The organism is Ramlibacter tataouinensis (genome assembly GCF_001580455.1).
Lineage (GTDB): Bacteria > Pseudomonadota > Gammaproteobacteria > Burkholderiales > Burkholderiaceae_C > Ramlibacter > Ramlibacter tataouinensis_B.
Window position 1 is genome coordinate 4,137,701 of record NZ_CP010951.1, and the last position, 21,087, is coordinate 4,158,787.

17 protein-coding genes and 2 pseudogenes are annotated in these 21,087 nt (G+C 66.5%); 8 read left to right on the plus strand and 11 right to left on the minus strand.

Annotated features, from left to right (window positions below):
• Positions 1 to 60 precede the first annotated feature (60 nt).
• From UC35_RS19190 to UC35_RS19215, 6 genes are all read left to right on the plus strand, one after another.
• Positions 61 to 2,052 carry an alkyl/aryl-sulfatase gene (locus UC35_RS19190; protein ID WP_061502550.1) on the plus strand — a complete coding sequence of 664 codons (1,992 nt, stop codon included), beginning with the start codon at positions 61 to 63 and terminating at the stop codon, positions 2,050 to 2,052.
• A 20-nt stretch (positions 2,053 to 2,072) separates the two neighbouring features.
• A complete protein-coding gene (locus tag UC35_RS19195) occupies positions 2,073 to 3,683 on the plus strand; it encodes a GMC family oxidoreductase (RefSeq protein WP_145979548.1) in 1,611 nt (536 codons plus the stop codon).
• A gap of 26 nt (positions 3,684 to 3,709) precedes the next feature.
• On the plus strand, positions 3,710 to 5,338 hold the full coding sequence (locus UC35_RS19200; RefSeq protein ID WP_061502553.1) for a 3-(methylthio)propionyl-CoA ligase: 1,629 nt from the start codon (positions 3,710 to 3,712) through the stop codon (positions 5,336 to 5,338).
• A 15-nt stretch (positions 5,339 to 5,353) separates the two neighbouring features.
• Positions 5,354 to 6,808 carry a coniferyl aldehyde dehydrogenase gene (locus UC35_RS19205; RefSeq protein WP_061502555.1) on the plus strand — a complete coding sequence of 485 codons (1,455 nt, stop codon included), beginning with the start codon at positions 5,354 to 5,356 and terminating at the stop codon, positions 6,806 to 6,808.
• A gap of 72 nt (positions 6,809 to 6,880) precedes the next feature.
• On the plus strand, positions 6,881 to 8,014 hold the full coding sequence (locus UC35_RS19210; RefSeq protein WP_061502557.1) for an ABC transporter substrate-binding protein: 1,134 nt from the start codon (positions 6,881 to 6,883) through the stop codon (positions 8,012 to 8,014).
• A gap of 212 nt (positions 8,015 to 8,226) precedes the next feature.
• The gene (locus UC35_RS19215; RefSeq protein ID WP_145979549.1) at positions 8,227 to 9,771 is read left to right on the plus strand and encodes a DUF4038 domain-containing protein; all 1,545 of its coding nucleotides are present in this window, start codon (positions 8,227 to 8,229) and stop codon (positions 9,769 to 9,771) included.
• Positions 9,772 to 9,883: 112 nt separating this feature from the next.
• Here the strand turns inward: UC35_RS19215 and UC35_RS19220 are convergent, their stop codons facing one another.
• From UC35_RS19220 to UC35_RS19250, 8 genes and pseudogenes are all read right to left on the minus strand, one after another.
• A complete protein-coding gene (locus UC35_RS19220) occupies positions 9,884 to 12,637 on the minus strand; it encodes a galactose oxidase-like domain-containing protein (protein ID WP_061502561.1) in 2,754 nt (917 codons plus the stop codon).
• Positions 12,634 to 13,737 carry a hypothetical protein gene (locus UC35_RS23320; protein ID WP_082793395.1) on the minus strand — a complete coding sequence of 368 codons (1,104 nt, stop codon included), beginning with the start codon at positions 13,735 to 13,737 and terminating at the stop codon, positions 12,634 to 12,636. Before UC35_RS23320 ends, UC35_RS19220 begins: the two co-directional genes overlap by 4 nt.
• Positions 13,738 to 14,058: 321 nt before the next feature.
• A complete protein-coding gene (locus UC35_RS19230; protein ID WP_061503937.1) occupies positions 14,059 to 14,676 on the minus strand; it encodes an aquaporin in 618 nt (205 codons plus the stop codon).
• Between the two features lie 131 nt (positions 14,677 to 14,807).
• Positions 14,808 to 14,948 (minus strand): annotated as a pseudogene (locus UC35_RS23325) (arsenate reductase ArsC); the annotation flags it as partial.
• Positions 14,949 to 14,957: 9 nt separating this feature from the next.
• Entirely contained in the window at positions 14,958 to 15,413 is a 456-nt protein-coding gene (locus UC35_RS19235; protein ID WP_061502566.1) for an ArsI/CadI family heavy metal resistance metalloenzyme, read from the minus strand.
• A 40-nt stretch (positions 15,414 to 15,453) separates the two neighbouring features.
• Positions 15,454 to 15,765, minus strand: a pseudogene (locus UC35_RS23330) (ArsR/SmtB family transcription factor); the annotation flags it as partial.
• 76 nt (positions 15,766 to 15,841) lie between these two features.
• Entirely contained in the window at positions 15,842 to 16,315 is a 474-nt protein-coding gene (locus UC35_RS19245) for a MerR family transcriptional regulator (RefSeq protein ID WP_061503938.1), read from the minus strand.
• Positions 16,316 to 16,329: 14 nt separating this feature from the next.
• Positions 16,330 to 16,695 carry a hypothetical protein gene (locus UC35_RS19250; protein WP_145979550.1) on the minus strand — a complete coding sequence of 122 codons (366 nt, stop codon included), beginning with the start codon at positions 16,693 to 16,695 and terminating at the stop codon, positions 16,330 to 16,332.
• A gap of 417 nt (positions 16,696 to 17,112) precedes the next feature.
• Here UC35_RS19250 and UC35_RS19255 point away from each other — a divergent pair, with 417 nt between their 5' ends.
• On the plus strand, positions 17,113 to 17,442 hold the full coding sequence (locus tag UC35_RS19255) for a YnfA family protein (RefSeq protein WP_061502572.1): 330 nt from the start codon (positions 17,113 to 17,115) through the stop codon (positions 17,440 to 17,442).
• Between the two features lie 120 nt (positions 17,443 to 17,562).
• On the opposite strand, the gene UC35_RS19260 is transcribed toward UC35_RS19255, so the two are convergent.
• From UC35_RS19260 to UC35_RS19270, 3 genes are read right to left on the minus strand one after another with little or no spacing between them, the layout of a single operon-like run.
• Positions 17,563 to 18,411, minus strand: coding sequence for a DUF4336 domain-containing protein (locus UC35_RS19260; protein WP_227820384.1), 849 nt, complete (start codon positions 18,409 to 18,411; stop codon positions 17,563 to 17,565).
• A gap of 36 nt (positions 18,412 to 18,447) precedes the next feature.
• The gene (locus UC35_RS19265) at positions 18,448 to 19,713 is read right to left on the minus strand and encodes an MFS transporter (protein WP_173861265.1); all 1,266 of its coding nucleotides are present in this window, start codon (positions 19,711 to 19,713) and stop codon (positions 18,448 to 18,450) included.
• On the minus strand, positions 19,694 to 20,314 hold the full coding sequence (locus UC35_RS19270; RefSeq protein ID WP_061502576.1) for a hypothetical protein: 621 nt from the start codon (positions 20,312 to 20,314) through the stop codon (positions 19,694 to 19,696). The genes UC35_RS19265 and UC35_RS19270 overlap by 20 nt, the downstream gene beginning before the upstream one ends.
• A 337-nt stretch (positions 20,315 to 20,651) precedes the next feature.
• Here UC35_RS19270 and UC35_RS19275 point away from each other — a divergent pair, with 337 nt between their 5' ends.
• A complete protein-coding gene (locus UC35_RS19275; RefSeq protein WP_227820385.1) occupies positions 20,652 to 21,086 on the plus strand; it encodes a hypothetical protein in 435 nt (144 codons plus the stop codon).
• Position 21,087: the final 1 nt, after the last annotated feature.

The following is a 21,087-nucleotide window of genomic DNA, read 5'->3' on the forward strand; positions in this document are numbered from 1 at the left end:
TCGCCCTCGCGCAAGACCAGGGCCGCACTCGCATCACTGCCCCGATTCCAAAGGAGACTCATGAAGACAGCTCACCGCCTGACCTGCGCACTTGGCCTGATCGCCAGCGTGTACGCACCCGCATGGGCCCAGCAGCAACAGCAACCGAAGGACGCCACGGAAGCCACGCGCGTGGCCCAGCAGGCCCAGCTTGCCACGCTGCCGATGGCCGATCGGCAGGCTTTCGAGGACGCGACCCGCGGCCTGGTCGAGCCGCTGGGCGATGCGGTGATCAACGGCGCCAACGGCCGGACCATCTGGACGCTCAAGGGCTACGAGTTCCTGCAGAAATCGCAGGCGCCTGGGACCGTGCACCCCGGACTGTGGCGCCACGCCCAGCTCAACATGAACAATGGCCTGTTCAAGGTGACGGACCGCGTCTGGCAGCTGCGCGGCTTTGACATCGCCAACATGACCATCATCGAGGGGAACAAGGGCCTCATCGTGATCGACCCGCTGCTGTCCACCGAGGTGGCACAGGCGGCGATGGAGCTGTATTTCAAGCACCGGCCCAAGCGGCCGGTGGTGGCGGTGATCTACTCCCACAGCCACGTCGACCATTTCGGCGGCGTGCGCGGCGTCGTCGACCAGAAGGAGGTGGACGCAGGCAAGGTCAGCATCTGGGCGCCGGCCGGATTCATGGCCGAGGCTATCGGCGAGAACGTCATCGCCGGCAATGCCATGTCGCGGCGAGCGCACTACCAGTTCGGCCAGATGATTCCGCGCGGCGAGCGCGGCCAGGTCGATGCCGGCCTGGGCAAGGGCCTCGCGGCCGGCAGCATCACGCTGATCGCACCGACGCGCCTGATCGAGAAGCCGGTGGAGAAGCATCGCATCGACGGCGTCGACATCGTGTTCGAGATGGCGCCCGGTGCAGAGGCGCCGTCTCAGTTCATCATGCACTACCCGCAGTTCAAGGTGCTGAACATGGCGGAAATCGGCACCCAGAACTTCCACAACCTGCTGCCGATGCGCGGCGCGCTGGTGCGCGACCCGCTGGCCTGGTCCAAGTACCTGGATGGCGCCTTGCAGCGCTACGGCGCCGGCACCGACATCGTGATCGCCCAGCATCAGTGGCCGGTCTGGGGCCATGACCGGGTCCAGAACTACCTCGGCAAGCAGCGTGATGCCTACAAGTACTTGCACGACCAGGCCCTGCGCCTGTTGAACCACGGCTACACGGGCGAGGAGCTGGCCGACATGGTCCAGCTGCCCGCGAGCCTGCAAAGCGAGTGGTCGGTGCATTCGCACTACGGCAGCCTCAAGAACAACTTGAAAGCCATCTACCAGCGCTACCTGGGCTATTACGACGGCAACCCGGCCAACCTCGATCGCCTGCCGCCGGTGGAGAGCGCGCGCAAGACCGTCCAGTACATGGGCGGCGCACAAGCCGTGCTGGCCAAGGCGCGCGACGACTATGCGCGCGGCGAGTACCGCTGGGTGGCGCAGCTGGCTTCGCAGCTGGTGTTTGCCGACCCGGCCAACCAGGAGGCGCGCCAGCTTGGCGCCGACGCACTCGAGCAGCTGGGCTACCAGAGCGAGTCGGCTACCGCGCGCAACGCCTACCTGCAGGGTGCCATGGAACTTCGTGAAGGCATGCCGAAAACGCTTGGCGCCGTGACGGCCAGCCCCGATGCGATCCGCGCCATGCCGCTCGAGATGTTCTTTGATTACCTCGGCATCCGCCTGAACGGCCCGAAGGCCGCGGGCAAGGCGGCGGTGCTGAACTGGCGTTTCACCGACACCAAGGAAGACGCCGTGCTGCGCCTGCAGAACAGCACCCTGAGCGCCTCCATGAAGGCGCAGGCGCCCAACGCTGACGCCACGCTCACGCTGACTCGGGCCACGCTGGACGCGATCTCGCTGCAGCAGCTCACCTTCCCGAAGGCCATCGAGAGCGGTGCGATCACCGTCAGCGGCAACAAGGCCAAGGTGTTCGAAGTGCTGGGCCTGCTCGACACCTTCCCGCGCATGTTCCCCCTGGTCGAGCCGCGCGCGGCCATCGCACCCTGAGGCACACCGGGAGCGACATGATGAGCGAGACTTTCGACTACATCGTCGTGGGCGCCGGCTCCGCCGGCTGCGTGCTGGCGGGCCGCCTGAGCGAAGACCCAAGCGTGCGCGTGCTTCTTCTCGAAGCCGGCGGGCCGGACAACAGCGTGCTGATCCACGCGCCGGCCGGCGTGGTGGCGATGATGCCGACCAGGATCAACAACTGGGCCTACAAGACCGTGGCGCAGCCGGGCCTGAACGGGCGGCAGGGCTACCAGCCGCGCGGACGCACGCTGGGTGGCTCCAGCTCGATCAACGCCATGCTCTATGTGCGCGGCCACCGCTGGGACTACGACCACTGGGCCGGGCTCGGCAATGCCGGGTGGGGCTACGAGGACGTGCTGCCCTATTTCAAGCGCGCCGAGCACAACGAGACCCACACCAGCTGCAGCTTCCACGGCCAGGGCGGGCCGCTCAACGTGGCCGAGGTCCTGGAGCCGAGCGACTTCAACCAGCGCTTCCTGCGCGCCGCGAAGCAGCGCGGCCTGCGCCTGAATCCGGACTACAACGGTGAGGACCAAGAGGGCGCCTTCATGTACCAGGTGACGCAGCGCAAGGGCGAGCGCTGCAGCGCCGCCAAGGCGTACCTCACGCCCAACCTGAAACGCAGCAACCTCAAGGTCGTCACCCGCGCCACCACGGAGCGTGTGCTGATCGAGAACGGTCGCGCGGTGGGCGTGCAGGCGCACGTGGACGGGCGCTCGCAGACCTTCACGGCCCGCCGCGAGGTCATCCTCAGCGCGGGCGCCTTCGGCTCGCCGCAGATCCTGATGCTTTCGGGCATCGGGCCGGGCGCGGGGCTGCAGGCCAAGGGGGTGTCCACCAAGGTCGACCTGCCGGGCGTGGGCGCGAACCTGCAGGACCACATCGACTACGTCTTCACCTATCGCACCCGCAGCAACACGGAGACCTTCGGCGTGTCCGTGTCCGGCGGGATGAAGGTGATCAAGGGCATCGGCCAGTGGAAGAACCACCGCTCGGGCCCGCTCACGACACCCTTCGCGGAGTCCGGCGCCTTCCTGCGCAGCCAGCCGGAGGTCGCGGTCCCCGACATCCAGCTGGTGTTCGTGCAGGCCATCGTCGACGACCATGCCCGCAAGGCCCACCTTGGCCACGGCTTCAGCTGCCATGTGACGGTGTTGCGCCCGAAGGGGGCGGGGGACGTAGGGCTGGCCAGCAGCAACCCGTTCGATGCGCCTCTCATCAACCCGCGCTTCCTGGAGGACCCGCGCGACCTGGACCTGCTGGTACGGGGCGCCGGGCTGCAGCGCGCCATCCTGGACGCGCCCGCCTTCGACGACGTGCGCGGCAAGCCGCTGTATGCGCTGGACCAGTCCGACCGCAAGGCGGTGGAGCGCGACATCCGCAACCGCGCCGACACCCAGTACCACCCCGTGGGCACCTGCAAGATGGGCAGCGACCGCATGGCGGTGGTGGACGAGCGGCTGCGTGTCCGCGGCGTGGATCGCCTGCGCGTGGCTGACGCCTCGATCATGCCCACGCTGATCGGCGGCAACACCAACGCCCCCACGATCATGATCGGCGAGAAGGCGGCCGACATGATCCGCGCCGATGCCGGCGCGATGGCGTGACTTTCAAATATCAAGGATCTCTCAAGATGAACGGACTCATGCAGCAGCAGCAGTTGCTGATCTCCTCGCTGTTGACGCACGCCGAGCGCCACCACGGCGACCAGCAGATCGTGTCCCGGCGCGTCGAAGGTGACGTGCACCGCTATGCCTTCCGCGACCTGGTTGCCCGTTCGCGCCGCGCTGCCAACGCCATGACGGCGCTCGGCGCCAGGTTCGGCGACCGCGTCGCGACGCTGGCCTGGAACGGCTACCGCCACATGGAGCTGTACTACGCCGTCTGCGGCATGGGGGCGGTGATTCACACGATGAATCCGCGCCTGCATCCCGACCAGGTGGTGTGGATCGCGGACCACGCCGAAGACCAGGTGCTGTGCTTCGACATGACCTTCCTGCCCCTGGTCGAAGCCATCGCCGGCCGGGTCAAGACGATCAAGCATTTCGTGGCGATGACCAGCCGGGAGCACATGCCCGCCAGCAGCAAGATCCCGAACCTGCTGTGCTATGAGGACCTGCTGGACGCGGCCTCCGACCGGTTCGACTGGCCGGTGTTCGACGAGAACACCGCCTCCTGCCTGTGCTACACCTCGGGCACCACCGGCAACCCCAAGGGGGTGCTCTACAGCCATCGCTCCACGGTGCTGCACACCTATGCGGCTGCGCTGCCCGACAGCCTGAACTGCTCGGCGCGCGACACCATCCTGCCCGTGGTGCCGATGTTCCATGTCAACGCCTGGAGCCTGCCCTACATCGCCTGCATGGTCGGTGCCAAGATGGTGTTTCCCGGGCCGCACCTGGACGGCAAGAGCCTGCACGATCTGTTCGAGAGCGAAGGCGTCACGCTTTCGGCCGGCGTGCCGACCGTATGGCAGGCGCTGCTGGCGCACATGGAGGCCAACGGCCTCAAGTTCAGCACCATGCGCCGGACCGTCATCGGCGGCTCGGCGTGCCCGCCGGCCATGATGAAGGCCTTCCAGGAGCGCTACGACGTGCAGGTGCTGCACGCCTGGGGCATGACGGAGCTGAGCCCGCTGGGCACGGCCTGCACGCTGAAGGCGAAGCAGGTGGAGCTTCCGCGCGAGGAACGCTATGCGATCCAGGCCAAGCAGGGTCGCGTGGTGTTCGGGGTCGACATGAAGATCGTGGACCCCGACGGCAAGGAGCTGCCGCGCGACGGCAAGGCCTCGGGCGAACTGCTGGTGCGGGGGCCCTGGATCATCAGCGAGTATTTCAAGGGCGAGGGCGGCCAGCCGCTCGTGGACGGGTGGTTCCCGACCGGCGACGTGGCCACCATCGATACCGACGGCTTCATGCAGATCACCGACCGGAGCAAGGACGTGATCAAGAGCGGCGGCGAATGGATCGGCTCGATCGACCTGGAGAACATCGCGATGGCGCATCCGGCCGTGGCCATGGCCGCGTGCATCGGCGCCCGGCACCCCAAGTGGGACGAGCGCCCGCTGCTGGTGGTGGTGAAAAAGCCGGGGGCCGAGCTCACCCGCGACGCGCTGATCGCCTTCTACGAGGGCAAGATCGCCAAGTGGTGGACGCCCGACGACGTCGTCTTCGTCGACGCCATCCCGCTGGGCGCCACCGGTAAGATGCAGAAGAACAAGCTGCGCGAGCAGTTCAAGGACCACCGGCTGCCGACAGCCTGAGGAGACGAGGCAAGCATGAACGACCGTACGATCACCGTGGACGCGCAGGCGCGCATCGCCGAACTCTTCAGCGAGCAGCGGGAGGCGTTCGATGCGCAGCCGTACCCGTCCGCCCAGGAGCGCCGCCAGCACCTGCGGGCGCTGAAGAAGCAGCTGGCGCGCTACCAGGACGTGCTGGCCGACGCCATCAGCCAGGACTTCGGCGGCCGCTCCCACGCCGAGTCCAAGATGCTCGACGTCCTGCCCACCACGCTGGAAATCAACCACGCCATCCGCCATGTGGCACGCTGGATGAAGCCCAGCCGCCGTGCCACCGAGCTGCTGTTCCTCAGCAACAGCCTGCGCGTGACCTACCAGCCCAAGGGCGTGGTGGGCGTGATCGCCACCTGGAACTTCCCGCTCTACCTGTCGCTGGGCCCGCTGGCCGCGGCCCTGGCGGCGGGCAACCGCGTGATGCTCAAGATGCCCGAGGTCACGCCGGCCACGAACGCGGTGCTGCGGCAGATGCTGGGCGAGGTCTTCAGCGAGGACCACGTCGCCCTGGTCGGCGGAGAACTCGCCGATCCCGGCGCTTTCACCGCGCTGCCGTTCGATCACATCGTGTTCACGGGCTCGCCCGCGGTCGGCCGCATCGTCATGCGCCAGGCGGCGGAGAACCTGACGCCGGTGACGCTGGAGCTGGGCGGCAAGTCGCCGGCCCTGGTGATGCGCGACTACCCGATCGGCGAGGCGGCCGCCCGCGTGGCGCATGGCAAGGCCACCAACTGCGGCCAGATCTGCGTGGCGCCCGACTATGCGCTGGTACCCCAGGAGCATGTCCCGGAGTTCGTCGCCAAGGTGAAGTCCGCCTTCCAGCGCATGTATGGCAGCCAGACCACCGGCAACGAGGAGTACACCGCCATCTCCAGCGATCGACACGCCGCGCGCATCCGGGCGCTGCTGGACGATGCGCGGGCCAAGGGCGCCACGGTGACCGCCTGCGCCGCGGGGGATGACGGGCGCCAGATGCCGCTGCAGATCGTCACCGGCTGCACGCCGGACATGGCGCTGATGCGCGAGGAGATCTTCGGGCCGGTGCTGCCGGTGGTGCCCTACAGCACGCACGAGGAGGCGATCGAATTCATCCGCAGCCGGCCGCGTCCGCTGGCCCTGTACTGCTTCAGCCATGACGCGGCGGCGCGCGCCGAGGTGCTGCGCCGCACGCATTCGGGCGGTGTGACGATCAACGACTGGGCCTGGCACGTGGTCAACCACGACGCGCCCTTTGGCGGCATCGGCAACTCGGGCATGGGCACCTACCACGGCGTCGAGGGCTTTCGCGAGCTCTCGCATGCGCGCACGGTTTTCAAGCGGCATCGCTGGTTCCCGATCGGCCTGTTCTACCCGCCGTACGGCAACTTCGCGCAGCGCCTGACGATGAAGCTGTTCCTCGGCGAGGCGGATCCGGCAGTCAGGCGGCCAGTCCGCTGACGCGCCCCGGCTCACGTTTCTCAACTGTTTTCGTTTCGCCCCTGGACCGCCAGGGGCGTGGGATCACTCACGATGCAACGACGCAATTTCATCTTCAGCGCAGCCGCCGCGATGACCGGCTCCGCGGCAGTCGCGGCCCGGACGGAACCCGGAGTCAGCGACAAGGAAGTTCTGCTGGGCCAGAGCGTGGTCTCCAGCGGCCCGCTGGGCGTGGGCGCGCTGGCCATGCAAGGCGGCATGAGGGTCGCGTTCAGCGAAGCCAACGCCCGGGGCGGCGTGGCCGGACGCCAGCTGCGCGTGGTGTCGCTGGACGACGGCCTCGATCCTGCACGGGCGGCCGCCAACTACAAGGCGCTGCTGCAGGAGCACCAGGTCTTCGCCTGCGTGTTGGGGGCCGGCGCGGGAACCACCCTGGCCGGCCTGCCCGTCCTGAAGGAGGCAGGCGCGCCCCTGATCGGCACCACCGCCGTGGTCGACTCGGTGCGCGAGAAGACCGAGGGGGTGGCCTACTACACGCGCGCCAGCCAGCAGCGCGAGTCCGATGCGCTGGTGACGCACCTGAGCACCCTGGGCATCCAGCGGCTCGCGGTGGCCCATGTGGGCACGCCCGGCGGCCTGGAAGTCCTGGGCCAGCTCGATGCCGCGGCCGCACGCCACAAACTGCGCCTGACCGGCTCGGTCGGCGTGGCGCCGGACGGCAAGAACGCCAGCGATGCCGGCAAGACGCTGGCGCGTGCAGATGCCCAGGCGGTGATCATGTTCCTCAGCGGTCCGCCGGCCGCGGAAGTGATGAAGTCGGTCTGGGCGCAGGGCGGCGCGCCCAGCTTCTACGGCATGTCGATCCTCGCGGGCGATGTGACTGCACGGTTGCTGGGTGAGCAGTCGAAGGGGCTGACGATCTCCCAGGTCACGCCGTATCCGTGGGACGCGGCCAATCCCGATGCCAACCTGTACCGCAAAGGCTGCGAGGCCGCGCAGGTGCCTGTCGGCTACCACAGCTACGAAGGCTACGTGGCCGGCCGCGTGACGATCGAAGCACTGCGCCAGGCCGGCCGCGAGCTCACCCGCGAGCGGCTGCACGCGGTGCTTCGCAAGCTGAAGGCACGCATCGCCGGCATGGACCTGGATTTCTCCGGCGGCCGCTCGACCGGCTCGCATTTCGTCGAGCTCGTGCGGGTGCGCAACGACGGCAAGTTCGTGCGCTGACGCATCCGGGATCTTTCCCGATCGCCCGCGTGCATTCGCAGCAGGCGGTGGTTGACCCGCTGCGGACGCTGGCTCGACGGCCCACGGGCACATCCGTGCCTGTTGCTCGGCGATAGGGGCCGGCGCGCGCTTCCGCTGCCTCACGTTGTTGCGCCGCCAGACGCGTATTCCTGAGCCCCATCGACGCCACGGGGTGTGGGACACTGACTTCGATGTACAAGTCGGTCGCGTCCGCACAGTCGGATTCAGTGACGCGTCGTCGTTTCTTGAACGTTGTTGCGGCCTTTGCGGCGGTGCAGGCGGTCTCTTGCGGCGGTGGAGGCGGTGGCGGCGGCGGGCCCGTGGCCCCCACGCCGGAGTCATCGGGCACGCCACCACCGCCGGCACCCATCCCGGTCCCGCCGCCCGCGCCCGCCGCCGCAGGCGCATTTCCATTGGCGATCGAGGCGGGGGGAAGGTATCTGACGGACAGGAGCGGGAATGCATTTCCGGTCCTGGTCCGCACGGTGTGGAACATTCCGGCGCTGCCTCGAGCCGAATACCAGGCGGTCATAGACGACACCGCAGCACGTGGCTTCACCGGCATCGAGTTCTGGCTGCACCACTTTCCCGGGAACGGCCATCCTCCGTTCGATGGGGAGGGAAACGCGCCCTTTTCGAAGAGGCTTGACGGCAGCACCTGGGACGGCACGCTGACCTATGGCAACGCCAGCGCGGAAGCACCGGATTTCACGCAACCGAACGCGCCTTACTGGTCGAATATCGACGCGCTCATCGCTTACGCGGCGTCTCGAAATTTGATGGTGCTCTGGTTCCCTGCCTATGCAGGGTTCCTGGTGGGCTATGACGGGTGGCTCGTGGAGATGGCCGCCAACGGCACCACCAGGATGCGGTCCTACGGCGCGTGGCTTGCGAATCGCTACAAGGACACTCCGAACATCGTCTGGATGCTCGGTGGCGACTATTCGTTTGCCGACCAACCCGAGTACACGGCCGTCGAGCAAGCCTGGATCGACGGAATGCTGAGCGTTGCGGGTCAACAGAGCATCCTGTTCTCGAACGAATGGCGCAGTGAGCACATTGGCACCGAGGAACCGGCGTTCGGCCGCTATATCAATCTCAACGGCTGCTACTCATGGAACGGCCGCACCGCTTCCATCTGCCGCCAGGGCTACGCCCACACGCCGGCGATTCCCGCTTTCCTGCAGGAGGGTCCATTCGATGAGGAAGGTCCTGACGGGAACAGCTACAACCCCTCGGCCACGCAGCCGATCCGGCGCTACAGCTGGTGGGCATGGCTGAGTGCGATCGGCGGCTACACCTTCGGCAACGGCTATGTGTGGGCGCTGAATCCCGGCTACGTGCCGCATCTGGACACCGTGCAGACACGGCACCATTCGGTCCTGAACAGGTTCATTGGCTCCGTTGAATGGTGGACCCTCGTTCCCGATGGAATGGGCGGTATCGGGACGCTGGTGACGGCGGGCGGCGGCACGATCGACACGGACAGCTACGTCGCGGCAGCCGCCAACCCGGCCGGCACGCTGCTGGTGGCCTACCTGGGGCCGGGTCACTCCGGCGAGGTGACGATCGACATGAAAAAAATGCGCAGCGCCACCACTGGCAGGTGGTTCGACCCGACGAGCGGCGTTTCTCAGGCTATCGGCCCCCTACCCAACAGCGGAACGCGCACCTTCGCGCCGCCTGGCGCCAACGCCGCAGGAGACCGGGACTGGGTCCTGGTCCTGACCAGCTAGCGCCGTACCACGCTGGAGCAGGCGATGGGAATCGAAGCCACGTCTTGAGCTTGGGAGGTCAGAGGAAGACTCGTTGACCACCTTGCGGAAGGCGAGGCTAAGGCCAGGAATATCACCGCGGGTTGAACGTCGCCGTGACGTCCAACGCACTGTTGATCGTTACGATGCATGTGTTCGAGGTGCCCGCACAAGCGCCACCCCAGCCTGCAAAGACACTCTGGCCAGTGGGTTTGACTGTCAAGGTGACTGTCGCGCCGCTGGCAAACGGGGCCGTGCAAGTCCCACCGCAGCTGATGCCGGCCGGGGCACTGTTGATGTTTCCTTTGCCGGTGCCGAGCTTGGTTACCCTCAGCACAGACGTCGGGGCAGTGACTGTGAAAGGCAAGGCAGCGGTCGCGGCGCCTCCCGGATTGAGCACGGTGACCTGGGCGGTACCTGTCGCCGCGATGTCGGCCGCCGTGATGGCAGCACTCAACTGGGTGGCGCTGACGAAGGTGGTGGTGCGGGCGGTGCCATTCCACCGCACGGTCGATCCGGCAACGAAATTGGTGCCGTTGGCCGTGAGCGTGAAGGCGGGCCCTCCTGCTGTCGCGGTGCTCGGGACGAGCGAGCCCAGTGTCGGAGCCGGCGGCGGCGCGGCAGCGATCGTGAAAGGCAGGGCAGCGGACGCGGCGCCTCCCGGATTGAGCACGGTGACCTGGGCGGTACCTGTCGCCGCGATGTCGGCCGCCGTGATGGCAGCACTCAACTGGGTGGCGCTGACGAAGGTGGTGGTTCGGGCGGTGCCATTCCACCGCACCGTCGACCCGGCAACGAAATTGGTGCCGTTGGCCGTGAGCGTGAAGGCGGGCCCTCCTGCCGTCGCGCTGCTCGGGACGAGCGAGCCCAGTGTCGGCGCCGGCGGCGGCGCGGCCGCGATCGTGAAAGGCAGGGCAGCGGACGCGGCGCCTCCCGGATTGAGCACGGTGACCTGGGCGGTGCCTGTCGCCGCGATGTCGGCCGCCGTGATGGCAGCGCTCAACTGGGTGGCACTGACGAAGGTGGTGGTGCGGGCGGTGCCATTCCACCGCACCGTCGACCCGGCAACGAAATTGGTGCCGTTGGCCGTGAGCGTGAAGGCGGGCCCTCCTGCCGTCGCGCTGCTCGGGACGAGCGAGCCCAGTGTCGGCGCCGGCGGCGGCGCGGCCGCGATCGTGAAAGGCAAGGCGGCGGACGCCGCGCCTCCCGGATTGAGCACGGTGACCTGGGCGGTACCTGTCGCCGCGATGTCGGCCGCCGTGATGGCAGCACTCAACTGGGTGGCGCTGACGAAGGTGGTGGTTCGGGCGGTGCCATTCCAACGCACCGTCGATCCGGCAACGAAATTGGTGCCGTTGGCCGTGAGCGTGAAGGCGGGCCCTCCTGCTGTCGCGCTGCTCGGGGCGAGCGAGCCCAGTGTCGGAGCCGGCGGCGGGGGCGGCGGCGCTCCGCTGCCGATCCGCACGACAGTGGCCACGGATGGCACGCCACTGCCGTTGACCAGGAAGAGCATGTAGTGTCCGGGCGGCGCCAGGTTCGCGTTGGCTGGCGTCGTAATGCCGAGCGTGCCTGTTCCAGCGGTGAACGGCAGCGTGGACATACGCTGGTTCTCGTTGAACCCGTGCGTGACGGACCCCAGCCGGATCAGCGTCACTTTCTGGATGCTTGCAGCGTCCGGACTCTCAACGGTGATTTGTTGGCCGTATCCCATCGACGCTGGCGCTGTCGTGATGACCGGGCGTGCTCCCTTGAACAGGTACGGCGGTGAAAAGACCTCTGCTTCGAAGTGGCCGTCGCCACCGCCCGTGATTACACGCCCATCGGGCAGGAGCAGCGCCATGGAGTGGTAGAGCCTTGGCACCGTTGCGTTCGCGAGGCGGGTCCACGTCTCCGTGGCCGGGTTCCACAACTCCGTTGCCAAGACCGGCGTGGTTTCATTGTTGAAGCCGGAGCCCGATGTGCCTCCAGTGACCAGCACGGTCCCATCGGGCAGCAAAGTGGAGTTGAGATGGCGCCGGGCGAAGCTCATTGAAGCGACTGCGCGCCAGGCGGGAGCCGGCACGCTCAGGTCGATCACATGCGTCACCGATCCGGGCGGGTTGTCATTCCCTCCCATCATCACGACCTTCCCGTCGGCGTACATGGCCGCCGAATTGCCATCGCGCCAACCGCCGCTGCGGACATTCATTCCACTCCATGCACCGGTCCCGGCGGTGTCCAGCCAGAACGTGAAGTCCCCAGGTCCGAGCATGGCCAGCCTGCCATTCGGCGCCACGAACATCTCCGGGTAATAAGAGACTTCCAACTGTGCGTTCGTCAAGTCGCGCCATGTTCTGCTCGCTGCCTGGTACACCTGCGGTAGCGGATTGCGGCCCACGCTCGTGTCGATGTTGCCCGACGTCACGAGCGCATCGCCGTTCGGCAGCGCCGTCACTGTCGGATACCAGCGTCCCGCGTTCATGTCGGGCTCCCTCGACCAGGTATTCGTAGCCGGGTCGAACACGCTGACGTTCGCAAGTCCGACTTCGTCCACGACATGTCCGCCGGCCACCAGCAGGCGTCCGTCCGCCAGCAGGGCGTGACCCGCGCAGAAGATGTCGTAACCTGCACCGGGCAGCGCGGTGATCGCCTGGCTGCTGGGGTCCCACAGGTACGGCTGGTTGCCGGGGCGGCCCCACATCATCACTTTGCCGTTCGGGAGCAGGTGACTGTGGATCGGTATCACCGGGAAGTCCTGCAATCGGGTCCACTGGCCCGTCGTTTGTGCGTTCGCAGCGCCCGGCGAGAGGAAGGCGGCCATGCCCACCAGACATGACAGCGCGGCGGCAACGATCTTGCGCGACATCATGGCGTGGCTCCCGAGCGAACGAGCAGGAAGACCCGGACCGGAAGGTCGTGCGCATCTGCATCATGGTCGTGCCCTCCGCTCCCCTGCGCGGGCGCTGCGTGGTGCCCCGCCGCCGGCACATGCCCGATGGCGATGATCGCGCCGCCGGCCGTGATGCCGACGGCCTTGGTCAGCACGAAAGTCGACGGCGCAACGAGGCTGTTCAGGTCCTGCACGGCACCGCGCGTCCAAAGCACTGCGCGGCTGCCGATGCTGCTGGTAGAGGTGCCGACGATGTCTCCCGCATTGTTGTTGCCGAATGCCTGACTGAAGTCCCCACCCGGCAGCGTGCCGAGATCGATGACACCGCCGTTGGAAGGCCACAAGGCAGCGCGCCGCATGGAAGATGCATCGGACGAGTAGCCGACAACATCGCCACGCGAATTGATCGCATTGGCCTCGCCGGTGGTGTGCCCCGCCAGCAGCATCAATTCGACTGCAGGTTCTCCACTTCGCCACAAGATCGGCCTTTGCCCGGCAGCAGTGCTGCCGACACCCGACACGTCGCCTCGCTCGTTGATGCCGGTCGCTCGACTGCGGATTCCAGCAAAGGCGGGCAACGCCGCTGGTGTTCCGTCTGCGTCCCATATCACGGCGCGCTGGCCTCCGACGCCGCTCGAGAAGCCGACGGCCTGGCCCTGGTTGTTCAAGGCGTAGGCCACGCTGGCGGAGTCGCCCGCAAGTGGAGGCAGTTCCCTGGAGGATCCTGCTCGTGTGCCCACGAACGCGCGGACCGCGGTGTGCGCATTCGCGTTGAAGCTGCCCACGTAGGCTCCGACATCGTTGAGTCCGTAGACCACCGCGATGTCGCTGTCGGTCGGCGCGGCGACCTGCCGCGCGCCACTGGTCTCGAACAACAGTGCGCGCCGGCCCCCACGCGCCTGTGCGCTCTCAAGGATCCCCCCGCCCGAACCCTCACCCGAGCTGTTGGGGCCACGCACCACCGTCCCGTTGCCTGGCGAGAGGGTGGCAAGGTCGACCACTCTGTAGGTTTGCGCGGCCGCGTTGGCGGCGACAAGACACACGGCGATCAGCAGAGGGCTGAGCTTCATCGCAGTCATGCATCACCTTCCAGCGTTCACAGCGGCGCGAACGCGCGTGGAATTGTGGAGAATGAGTTGCTAAAAATCGAATGGGAGAGGTGTAAGTTTGAAACCCATGCGCACGGTCCTCTTACACCAGCCAGTCGGCAGACGAGCTTGCGCTTGGAGGGAGCCGGCGCGGGTCGAGGGCGCTGAAAGGGGCTTCGGTGGCCACGAAACCCGAGGGAGGCTTACAACTTTGTACCTGCCCGCAAGCTGATCGCGGCCGTGGCACAAGCATTGGCATTCGCGGTCGTGCTTGCCGGCACGGCCACACCGGACACGTTTCTCGGTCTGGGTTTAGAGCGCTTCGCGCTCGAACACTGAAGCCAGCCACGCGCCCACGGCCCCGCCCGCGAACTGCGCCAGCACGAAGGCGAGTGCGCTCTCGGGGGCGATGCCGGCAAAGCTGTCGCTCCAAATCCGGCCGAAAACCGCAGCCGGGTTTGCAAACGACGTGCTTGCAGTGAACCAGTAAGCCGCGCCGATGTAAGCGGCAACCAAGGCGCTTCCTCTACCCGTGGGCGACCGGAGGATGACGAACATCAAGCCCGCGGCAGCCACTGCTTCCGCAAGCCACTGGCCCGGACCGGTGCGCATCTTCGAGCTGACCTGCAGGATGCTCGTGTCGAACATCGCATTGGCAAGCATGGCGCCTGCGAGCGCACCAGTAAGCTGCACCAGGATGTAGAGGGCGGTGAGCGGCCATCGGTCATGGGCGCTCATGTGGCCCCGCCAGGCCAGCACGACGGTGGCCATCGGGTTGAAGTGTGCGCCGCTGATCGGCGACAGTGTCTCGATCAGGACGTAGAGCGCGAAGACCGTCGCAAGCGTGTTGGCCAGCAACGCAACTCCCGCGTTGCCGGCGCTGAGGCGTTCGGCCATGATGCCGGAGCCGATCACCGCACACAGCAGCATCGCCGTGCCAACGAATTCGGCAAGCAGGGCCCGCGGCACGCTTCGGGCATGCGCCAAGGACCCGCCACCATCGTCTGCCGAAGGGACACCTGCCTCGAATTCGGTCGGCGTCGTCATCCGTGGTTCGCCAGTTCGCGCGCGGTCTGCCCCAGAGCCATGGATTGGAGCTTGAAGCGGCCTTGCCCGACCGAGTTCAGGAGCGCCTCAGCCAGGATGCTGCGAGCGGAGTTGTGCGTGCACAGGAACAGCACGTTCAGCGGCTTGGTGTCCATGGCGCCTCGTCAGCAGCAGGATTTGGCGGGCTCGGGTTTCGCCTCGGGCGACGCGCTCGTTGCGCAGCACATCCCGGCTTGCGCCTTCGGCGTGCTGAAAACCGGAATCGAATCGAGGGTATGGAACTGTTCCCAGGCGACGCCCTGGGGATCGGTCACCCAGTACTTGTCACTGCGGGCATAGCAGCAGGTCGTCTCGCCTTCGTCAAGGATGGTCAGGTCGGCGCTTGCAGCATGGCCACGGATTTCCGCCAGCTGCTCCTTGCTGTCGACCTGGATGCCCAGATGGTCGACTCCGGTGGCATCACCGCGCGTAGAGATCGCGAAGTTCACCGGCGGATCGTCCAACATCCACTTGGCGTAGTCGACCTCGGTGCGGGTGGGCTGCTGGTTGAACATCGCCGAGTAGAAGGCGATGTTCTTGCCGAGATCATTGACGTGAACGTGCACGTGGAATCGCTTCATGCTGGGTTCTCCTGGTGGATGGGGAAGCACGCCGGGAGGGCTTGCAACGGGTGGCCGTACCACACGGCTCACCTTGACAGCAGTTCTCGGTCAGGAAGCCGAGCAGACCGTTCATTTGCTCGAAATTCGCCCGATAGATCAGGTTGCGGCCCGCACGCTCCTGGGTGACCAAGCCTGCGTGCAGCAGTTCCTTGAGATGGAACGACAGCGTGGCTGGCGGCACTTCGAGGTGCTCGGCCAGCACTCCGGGTGTGAGGCCCGCGCCGCCTGCGACCACCAGTTCCCGGAACACCCGCAGCCGCATGGGCTGTGCAAGCGCCAGGAGCGAGGCAATCACATTTGTTTCTTCCATATTTCCATGATAGTCGAATGATGGAATGAGTGCAAATGACCCGGTTTTCACTACAACCCTGGTGGGAGTCGGGCGGCTAACCACAGCACCCCGAGCGCGCGGGTGCCGGCAAGTGGTCTTTGGCCTCCCAAGTTGGCATCGCCAAGTCTTCGAGAATGGTGCAGTCAATCGCCGGTCCGCCGGCGCAAGCGGTGTTGCAGCCGTGGACGAACCTGGACAGGCTTGCTTCCAGCGCCTGGAGCTCGGCCAGTTTCTTCTGCACCTCCAGCAGGTGCACCTGGGCGATGTCACGCACTTCGGCGCAATCGCGTGAAGGCTGGTCAACCAGGCCGACCAACTCCCGTACTTGCTCGATCGTGAAGCCGAAGTCGCGACACCTCCGGATGAAGGTGAGCCGCCGGATCGCGGCGTCGTCGTAATGACGCTGGTTGCCTTGCGTGCGCGGTGCCGCGGGCAACAGGCCCACCTCCTCGTAGTACCGGATGGTCGGTGCGCTGCAGCCGGTTTGCTTCGCGGCGGCTCCAATGGAAAGGGGCGGGACTGCGCTCATGGCCGTATCGTAGGTCAGGCGCAAGTTGGGCAGCATGGCCGCGGCGCGTCGGGCTTTGTCACCATGGTGGCTGGAAGGAACTGGGCGAATAGCCATTCGGCAGCCTTGCCGGCACTGGCAGGAGCCGTGATGGTCAGCATGACCTCGCTGGCATCTTCCTTCATGTCGAAATCCAGGAACCGGCAGCAGTCACGCTCCAGGTCCACGAGGGCCTTCACCTCCGCGGCGGCGTCGGGACGGTATGCCAGCCGAAGCACGCTGCCTCGAAGCTCATGACGCAAGAGGCTACTCTCTCCCAGACGTCGCAGCCGTTGCAGGCGAGGACCGATGTCGGTGAACTCGAGAGTGCAAGCGAGCGGCGGTCTGTCCATGGCGTCCATGCTCAGCTCCCGCTCTTGCCACAGGCAGAGCCAGAGTTGCCCGAGCAGCCACAGGTGGTGGCGGCTTCCACCGGCCGCCGGCGACGCCAGGCAAGCACGCCGGCGACGGCAGCGAGCGCCACCCCGCCCCCAGCGAGTGGCAACCAGGACTCCATGTGCACGGAGACGGCGCCCATCCCCCCTGCGAACAGTCCGGAGGCACCAAGGCCCAGCGCGGCGGCGCTGATGATCGGTGCCGCACAACACGCGGCGCAGGCTGCACCGGCTCCGATAACGAGTTTCCAGGGCTTCATATCCAAACGACCTCTGTTGCATGGGCAGGTCGCCCACACTCGGGACAGTAAGACCTCAAGCAACTTGAGGGTCAAGCCCCCCGAATGCATTTTTCGACGACACGGGCGGAAGCCACAATGCGCCATGGATGCGCTCAAGACTTTCGGCCTGTTCGTGCTCACCGCGGTCGCGGAAATCGTCGGCTGCTACCTGCCTTACCTCTGGCTCAAAGAGGACCGCTCGGCCTGGATATTGATTCCGGCCGCAGTGAGCCTGGCGCTGTTCGCTTGGCTCCTGTCGCTGCACCCAACGGCGGCGGGCCGCGTGTACGCGGCCTACGGCGGCGTCTACGTCGGGGTCGCCATCCTCTGGCTTTGGGCGGTGGACGGCATCCGTCCAAGCACGACGGACTGGGTGGGTGTCGCGGTGAGCCTGGTCGGGATGGGCATCATCATGTTCGGCCGGCGCGCTTGAACCGCGAAAGCGGGGGCCTTCGACATCCGAGAACGTGGGTTGCCAGGAGAAAGCGCTAGAACGACGCACTCCGATCGCGCAGCCATCTACTGCAGCTTCCGACCAGGAGTCCTCGGCCTCTCACCGGCCAGCATGCCTTCCGAAGATGCGGCTGATGACCTTGTCTGTGTCCACGTCGAACGAACGCCCATGACTGAGCAAGATACGGCGAGGCCGCCATCCGTGAAGTTTCGAGATCGCCGCCGCCGCCCTTTTTCGATGCAACATCAGCGGCAGGCGCATCCCGAAGAAGACCTGGCCGCGTGGATAGTACATCCCGCTGATCCTCGTGAACGTTCGCCAAGGCTCGTTCATTTTGTCCAGTTCGAGGTTGATGATGGCGTCCGTCACGATGAGAGATGCTGATTCCCGGTGGAAGAAGATGAACTCCTTGAAGTAACCACCCGGAAACAGCGTCTGGTCGAGTTCGTTGCGCCATTCGTCCGGCGGATCCAGGTCGAGGTCTCTGGCGAAAGTGATCTCCACGCGTCGCGCTTTGCTCCTGCTGCGCACCCCGGGCGAAGCCCATGCGACGGCATGTGGATAGGCCCTCAACCACTCTCCGATGTGGGCGTAGTGGAATTGGTTGGGAGAGATCAGATGGCGGATTCTTCCGAGATGATCGAGCTCGTCGGCGAGCCGGCGATCGAATCTCGTCGGTGAATGGAGGAAGAGATCGCCGTTCGAGAGGCGCACCACCATCATACGGGTGGTGAACGGTAGCGGCAGCCTGACGCCAGCCACGGTCAGGTACTCAAAAGGCCCGTCGACAACGCCGATGTTTGCCGCCACAGGCTTGTACACATCGATCGGCTCGTAAAGTGCTGCGCCCATAGTGCGTCCCGGAGTACGCCGTGCACGTCGATTCTCGCAGTGCGTGGTGCGCTTGGTGCCGCTGGACGCGCCACGCACCAAGAGCCGGATGAGCATGTGTGAGCAGTTGTCTTCTTGGATGCCCATTTGGCACTAGCGCTCGCTAGGCTGCTCCTCGGGCGGCCGCACGCGGCGGAACATCGCCAGCAGCAGCAGGTCGTAGACGATCTTCAGCGCGCCGCCTGCGACCAGCGGCCAGCCAAAGCTCGACAGGCCTAACAGGTATCCAGCCAGTGCCGGGCTCAGCGCCGCGGCCAGGCTGCGCGGCACCGAAGTGACGCTGGCCGCGGCCGGCCGCTCGGGCGGTGTGACGATGGCCATAACGTAGGAACTGCGGGTCGGCACGTCCATCTGCGACAGCGCGCTGCGCACCAGCAGCAGCGCGATGGCCCACGAGAGCTCGGTGCAGAAGGGGATCGCCAGCAGGCAGAGGCTGGAGGGCAGGTGCGTGTAGACCATGGTTCGCACTAGGCCGATGCGATTGGCGATGCGCACGGCGACCAGGTACGAGAAGGCGGTGAGGATGCCGGTCCAGAAGAAAAGCGACCCAGTGGCTTCGATTGAAAGCCCGAAGCGCTGGTACAGCCACAGCGCGATCAGCGACTGCACCAGGAACCCCCCACCGAAGGCATCCAGGCTGAACAGCGCGGCGAGCATGTAGACGCGGCGACGCGAAGGCCCCAGCGCCGGCGCCGGGTCGTCGCTCACGGTGTCGCGTGTGCGCGGAAGTCCGCGATAGACGAGCGCGGCTGCGGCGGCGAGCAGCGCATAGAGCACGAACATCGCCTGCACGGCCGAGGGCAGGTCCATGCCGAGTGACGCCACCGCGAACGTTGGCAGGCCGGCGGCCAGCGCGCCGAAGGCGCCCGACAAGGTGCCGACCAGGCTGTACCTGGCAAAGGCCGCTGTTCGATCGCGCTGGCCAACACTGGAGGACAGCACTGCGTGCTCAAGCGGCAGGAACACGCTGACGTCGCCACCCGAGGGGTTGATGGTGCCCAGCAGCGCTACCAGCATCAGGGGCCAGAAGCCGCTGAAGGACGCCAATGCCACTCCGGTGCCTGCCATCAGCGCAGTGGCGGCGAGCAGCAGCGTGCGCCAGGCATGGCGGGCGGCTTGGGCGCCGACCAGCAGCGTCAGCAGGCCCGAGCCGAGCAAGGTCGTGGTGGCGATGCAGCCGACCTGGAAGGGCGTGAAGCCCAGGTGCAGCAGGTGCAGCGGCAGCAGCAAGCTGACGAAACCGTCGGCGAAACCGCGCAGGGCCTTGGCCAGCAGCAAGCGCTGCGCATCGTTCCAGCCGCGCGCTGCGACTCCTGCTTCCTGCTCCTTGATCGAGGGGTCAACGTGTGCTGCTGCCATAGCTGAACTCGCTGAAGGCGGTAACGCTGTCGGCCTTGGTCCAGACTCCGACGGCCCCCGGCCCGGCGATGTGGTCGTCGCGCCAGTCGATGTAGCGGGTGCCGTCGAGCCAGACGGCGATCTGGTTGCCGGCGAACTCGACCCGCAATGTGTGCGAAACGCCCCGCGCGACGGGCGCGTTCACATACTTCAGCGTCTTCCGCGCGCCGCCTTCGGTGTAGTAGAGCGAGACGTTGTTCTCCAAGGCGTTGGCGCGGGCGACGTAGTAGTGGTTGCCGTCTTTCCAGCGCCAGACCACGCCACCTGCCTGGTCCTCATGGCCGGAGATCGGCTGGAACCGGGCTTCGACGAAACCGTCGGTGACGGCCGTCCCGCTGCGTACGCACCAGGGAAAAGTGCCACGGCCGCTTTGCAGCAGCACCCGCCCCTGGGTGTTGGTGGGGTCGCGCTCTACCGTCCAGCGTGGGCTGCCACCGCCGGTGACCCCGCAAGACCAGCCCGCTGGCGTCACGCCGGTGGGCTCGTTGTCGAATCGGATGGCTTGCGCCGTCGCCACTGCCGAGACGGCCGCAGCCGCGACGCCGATCATCGCTGGGTTCATGGAACCCTCCTTTTCAGGGATGAGTGATACGCGGATACGCCCGCAGCCCGATGCCGGCAAGCTCAGCCGATACGCGATGGTCTGCTGGGTCTGCTGGGCGCAGGCCCGTGCGGCGTTTCATTCGGGAGGGGAGATTCTGCAAGTCGAGCTCCTATCCGGGCGCGGGCCCGCGATCAGGAGCAGAACTTGGACGCGGCGGCGTCTTGAAGCGGGGAGCCTGCTCGTGTCCCCGTGGAACATTCTAGTGCGGGAAAGCCACGCGCTCAAACCGGCGGCGCCATGCTGGCCATGCACGATTCTGGCAGCGCGTGGTGCGCTCGGTCCCGCTGGATGCGCCATGCCCCCGCGCTACACTGGCGTGTTCATGTTACGTCGCTCAGCCCTGCGCCTGACCACCTCCTTTGTGGTGGTGCTCTCGCTGCTGTTTGCGCAGCTGGCGCTGGCGAACTACGTCTGCCCCACGGTCGAGGCGGGGCAGGACGAGCCAATGACGATGGACATGGCCCCTGGCCAGCCATGCGAGAGCATGGGGGCGGGCATGGTGAAGGATCAGGATCAGCCTGTTCTTTGTCATCAGCATTGCGTCAACGCGCCTCAGTCATTTGACCCGGTTCAGGTTCCATCAGTCAGCCTCCCTGCCGTCGTGCACGTGCACATCGTTCCGCTGCTGCTGGACACGGACTCGAGGGAACCGGGCTTCTACGCGGAGGTGGGCCGAGCGCGACCGCCTCCGGATCCACTCTTTCTTTCAACGCTCAGACTTCGAGTCTGAC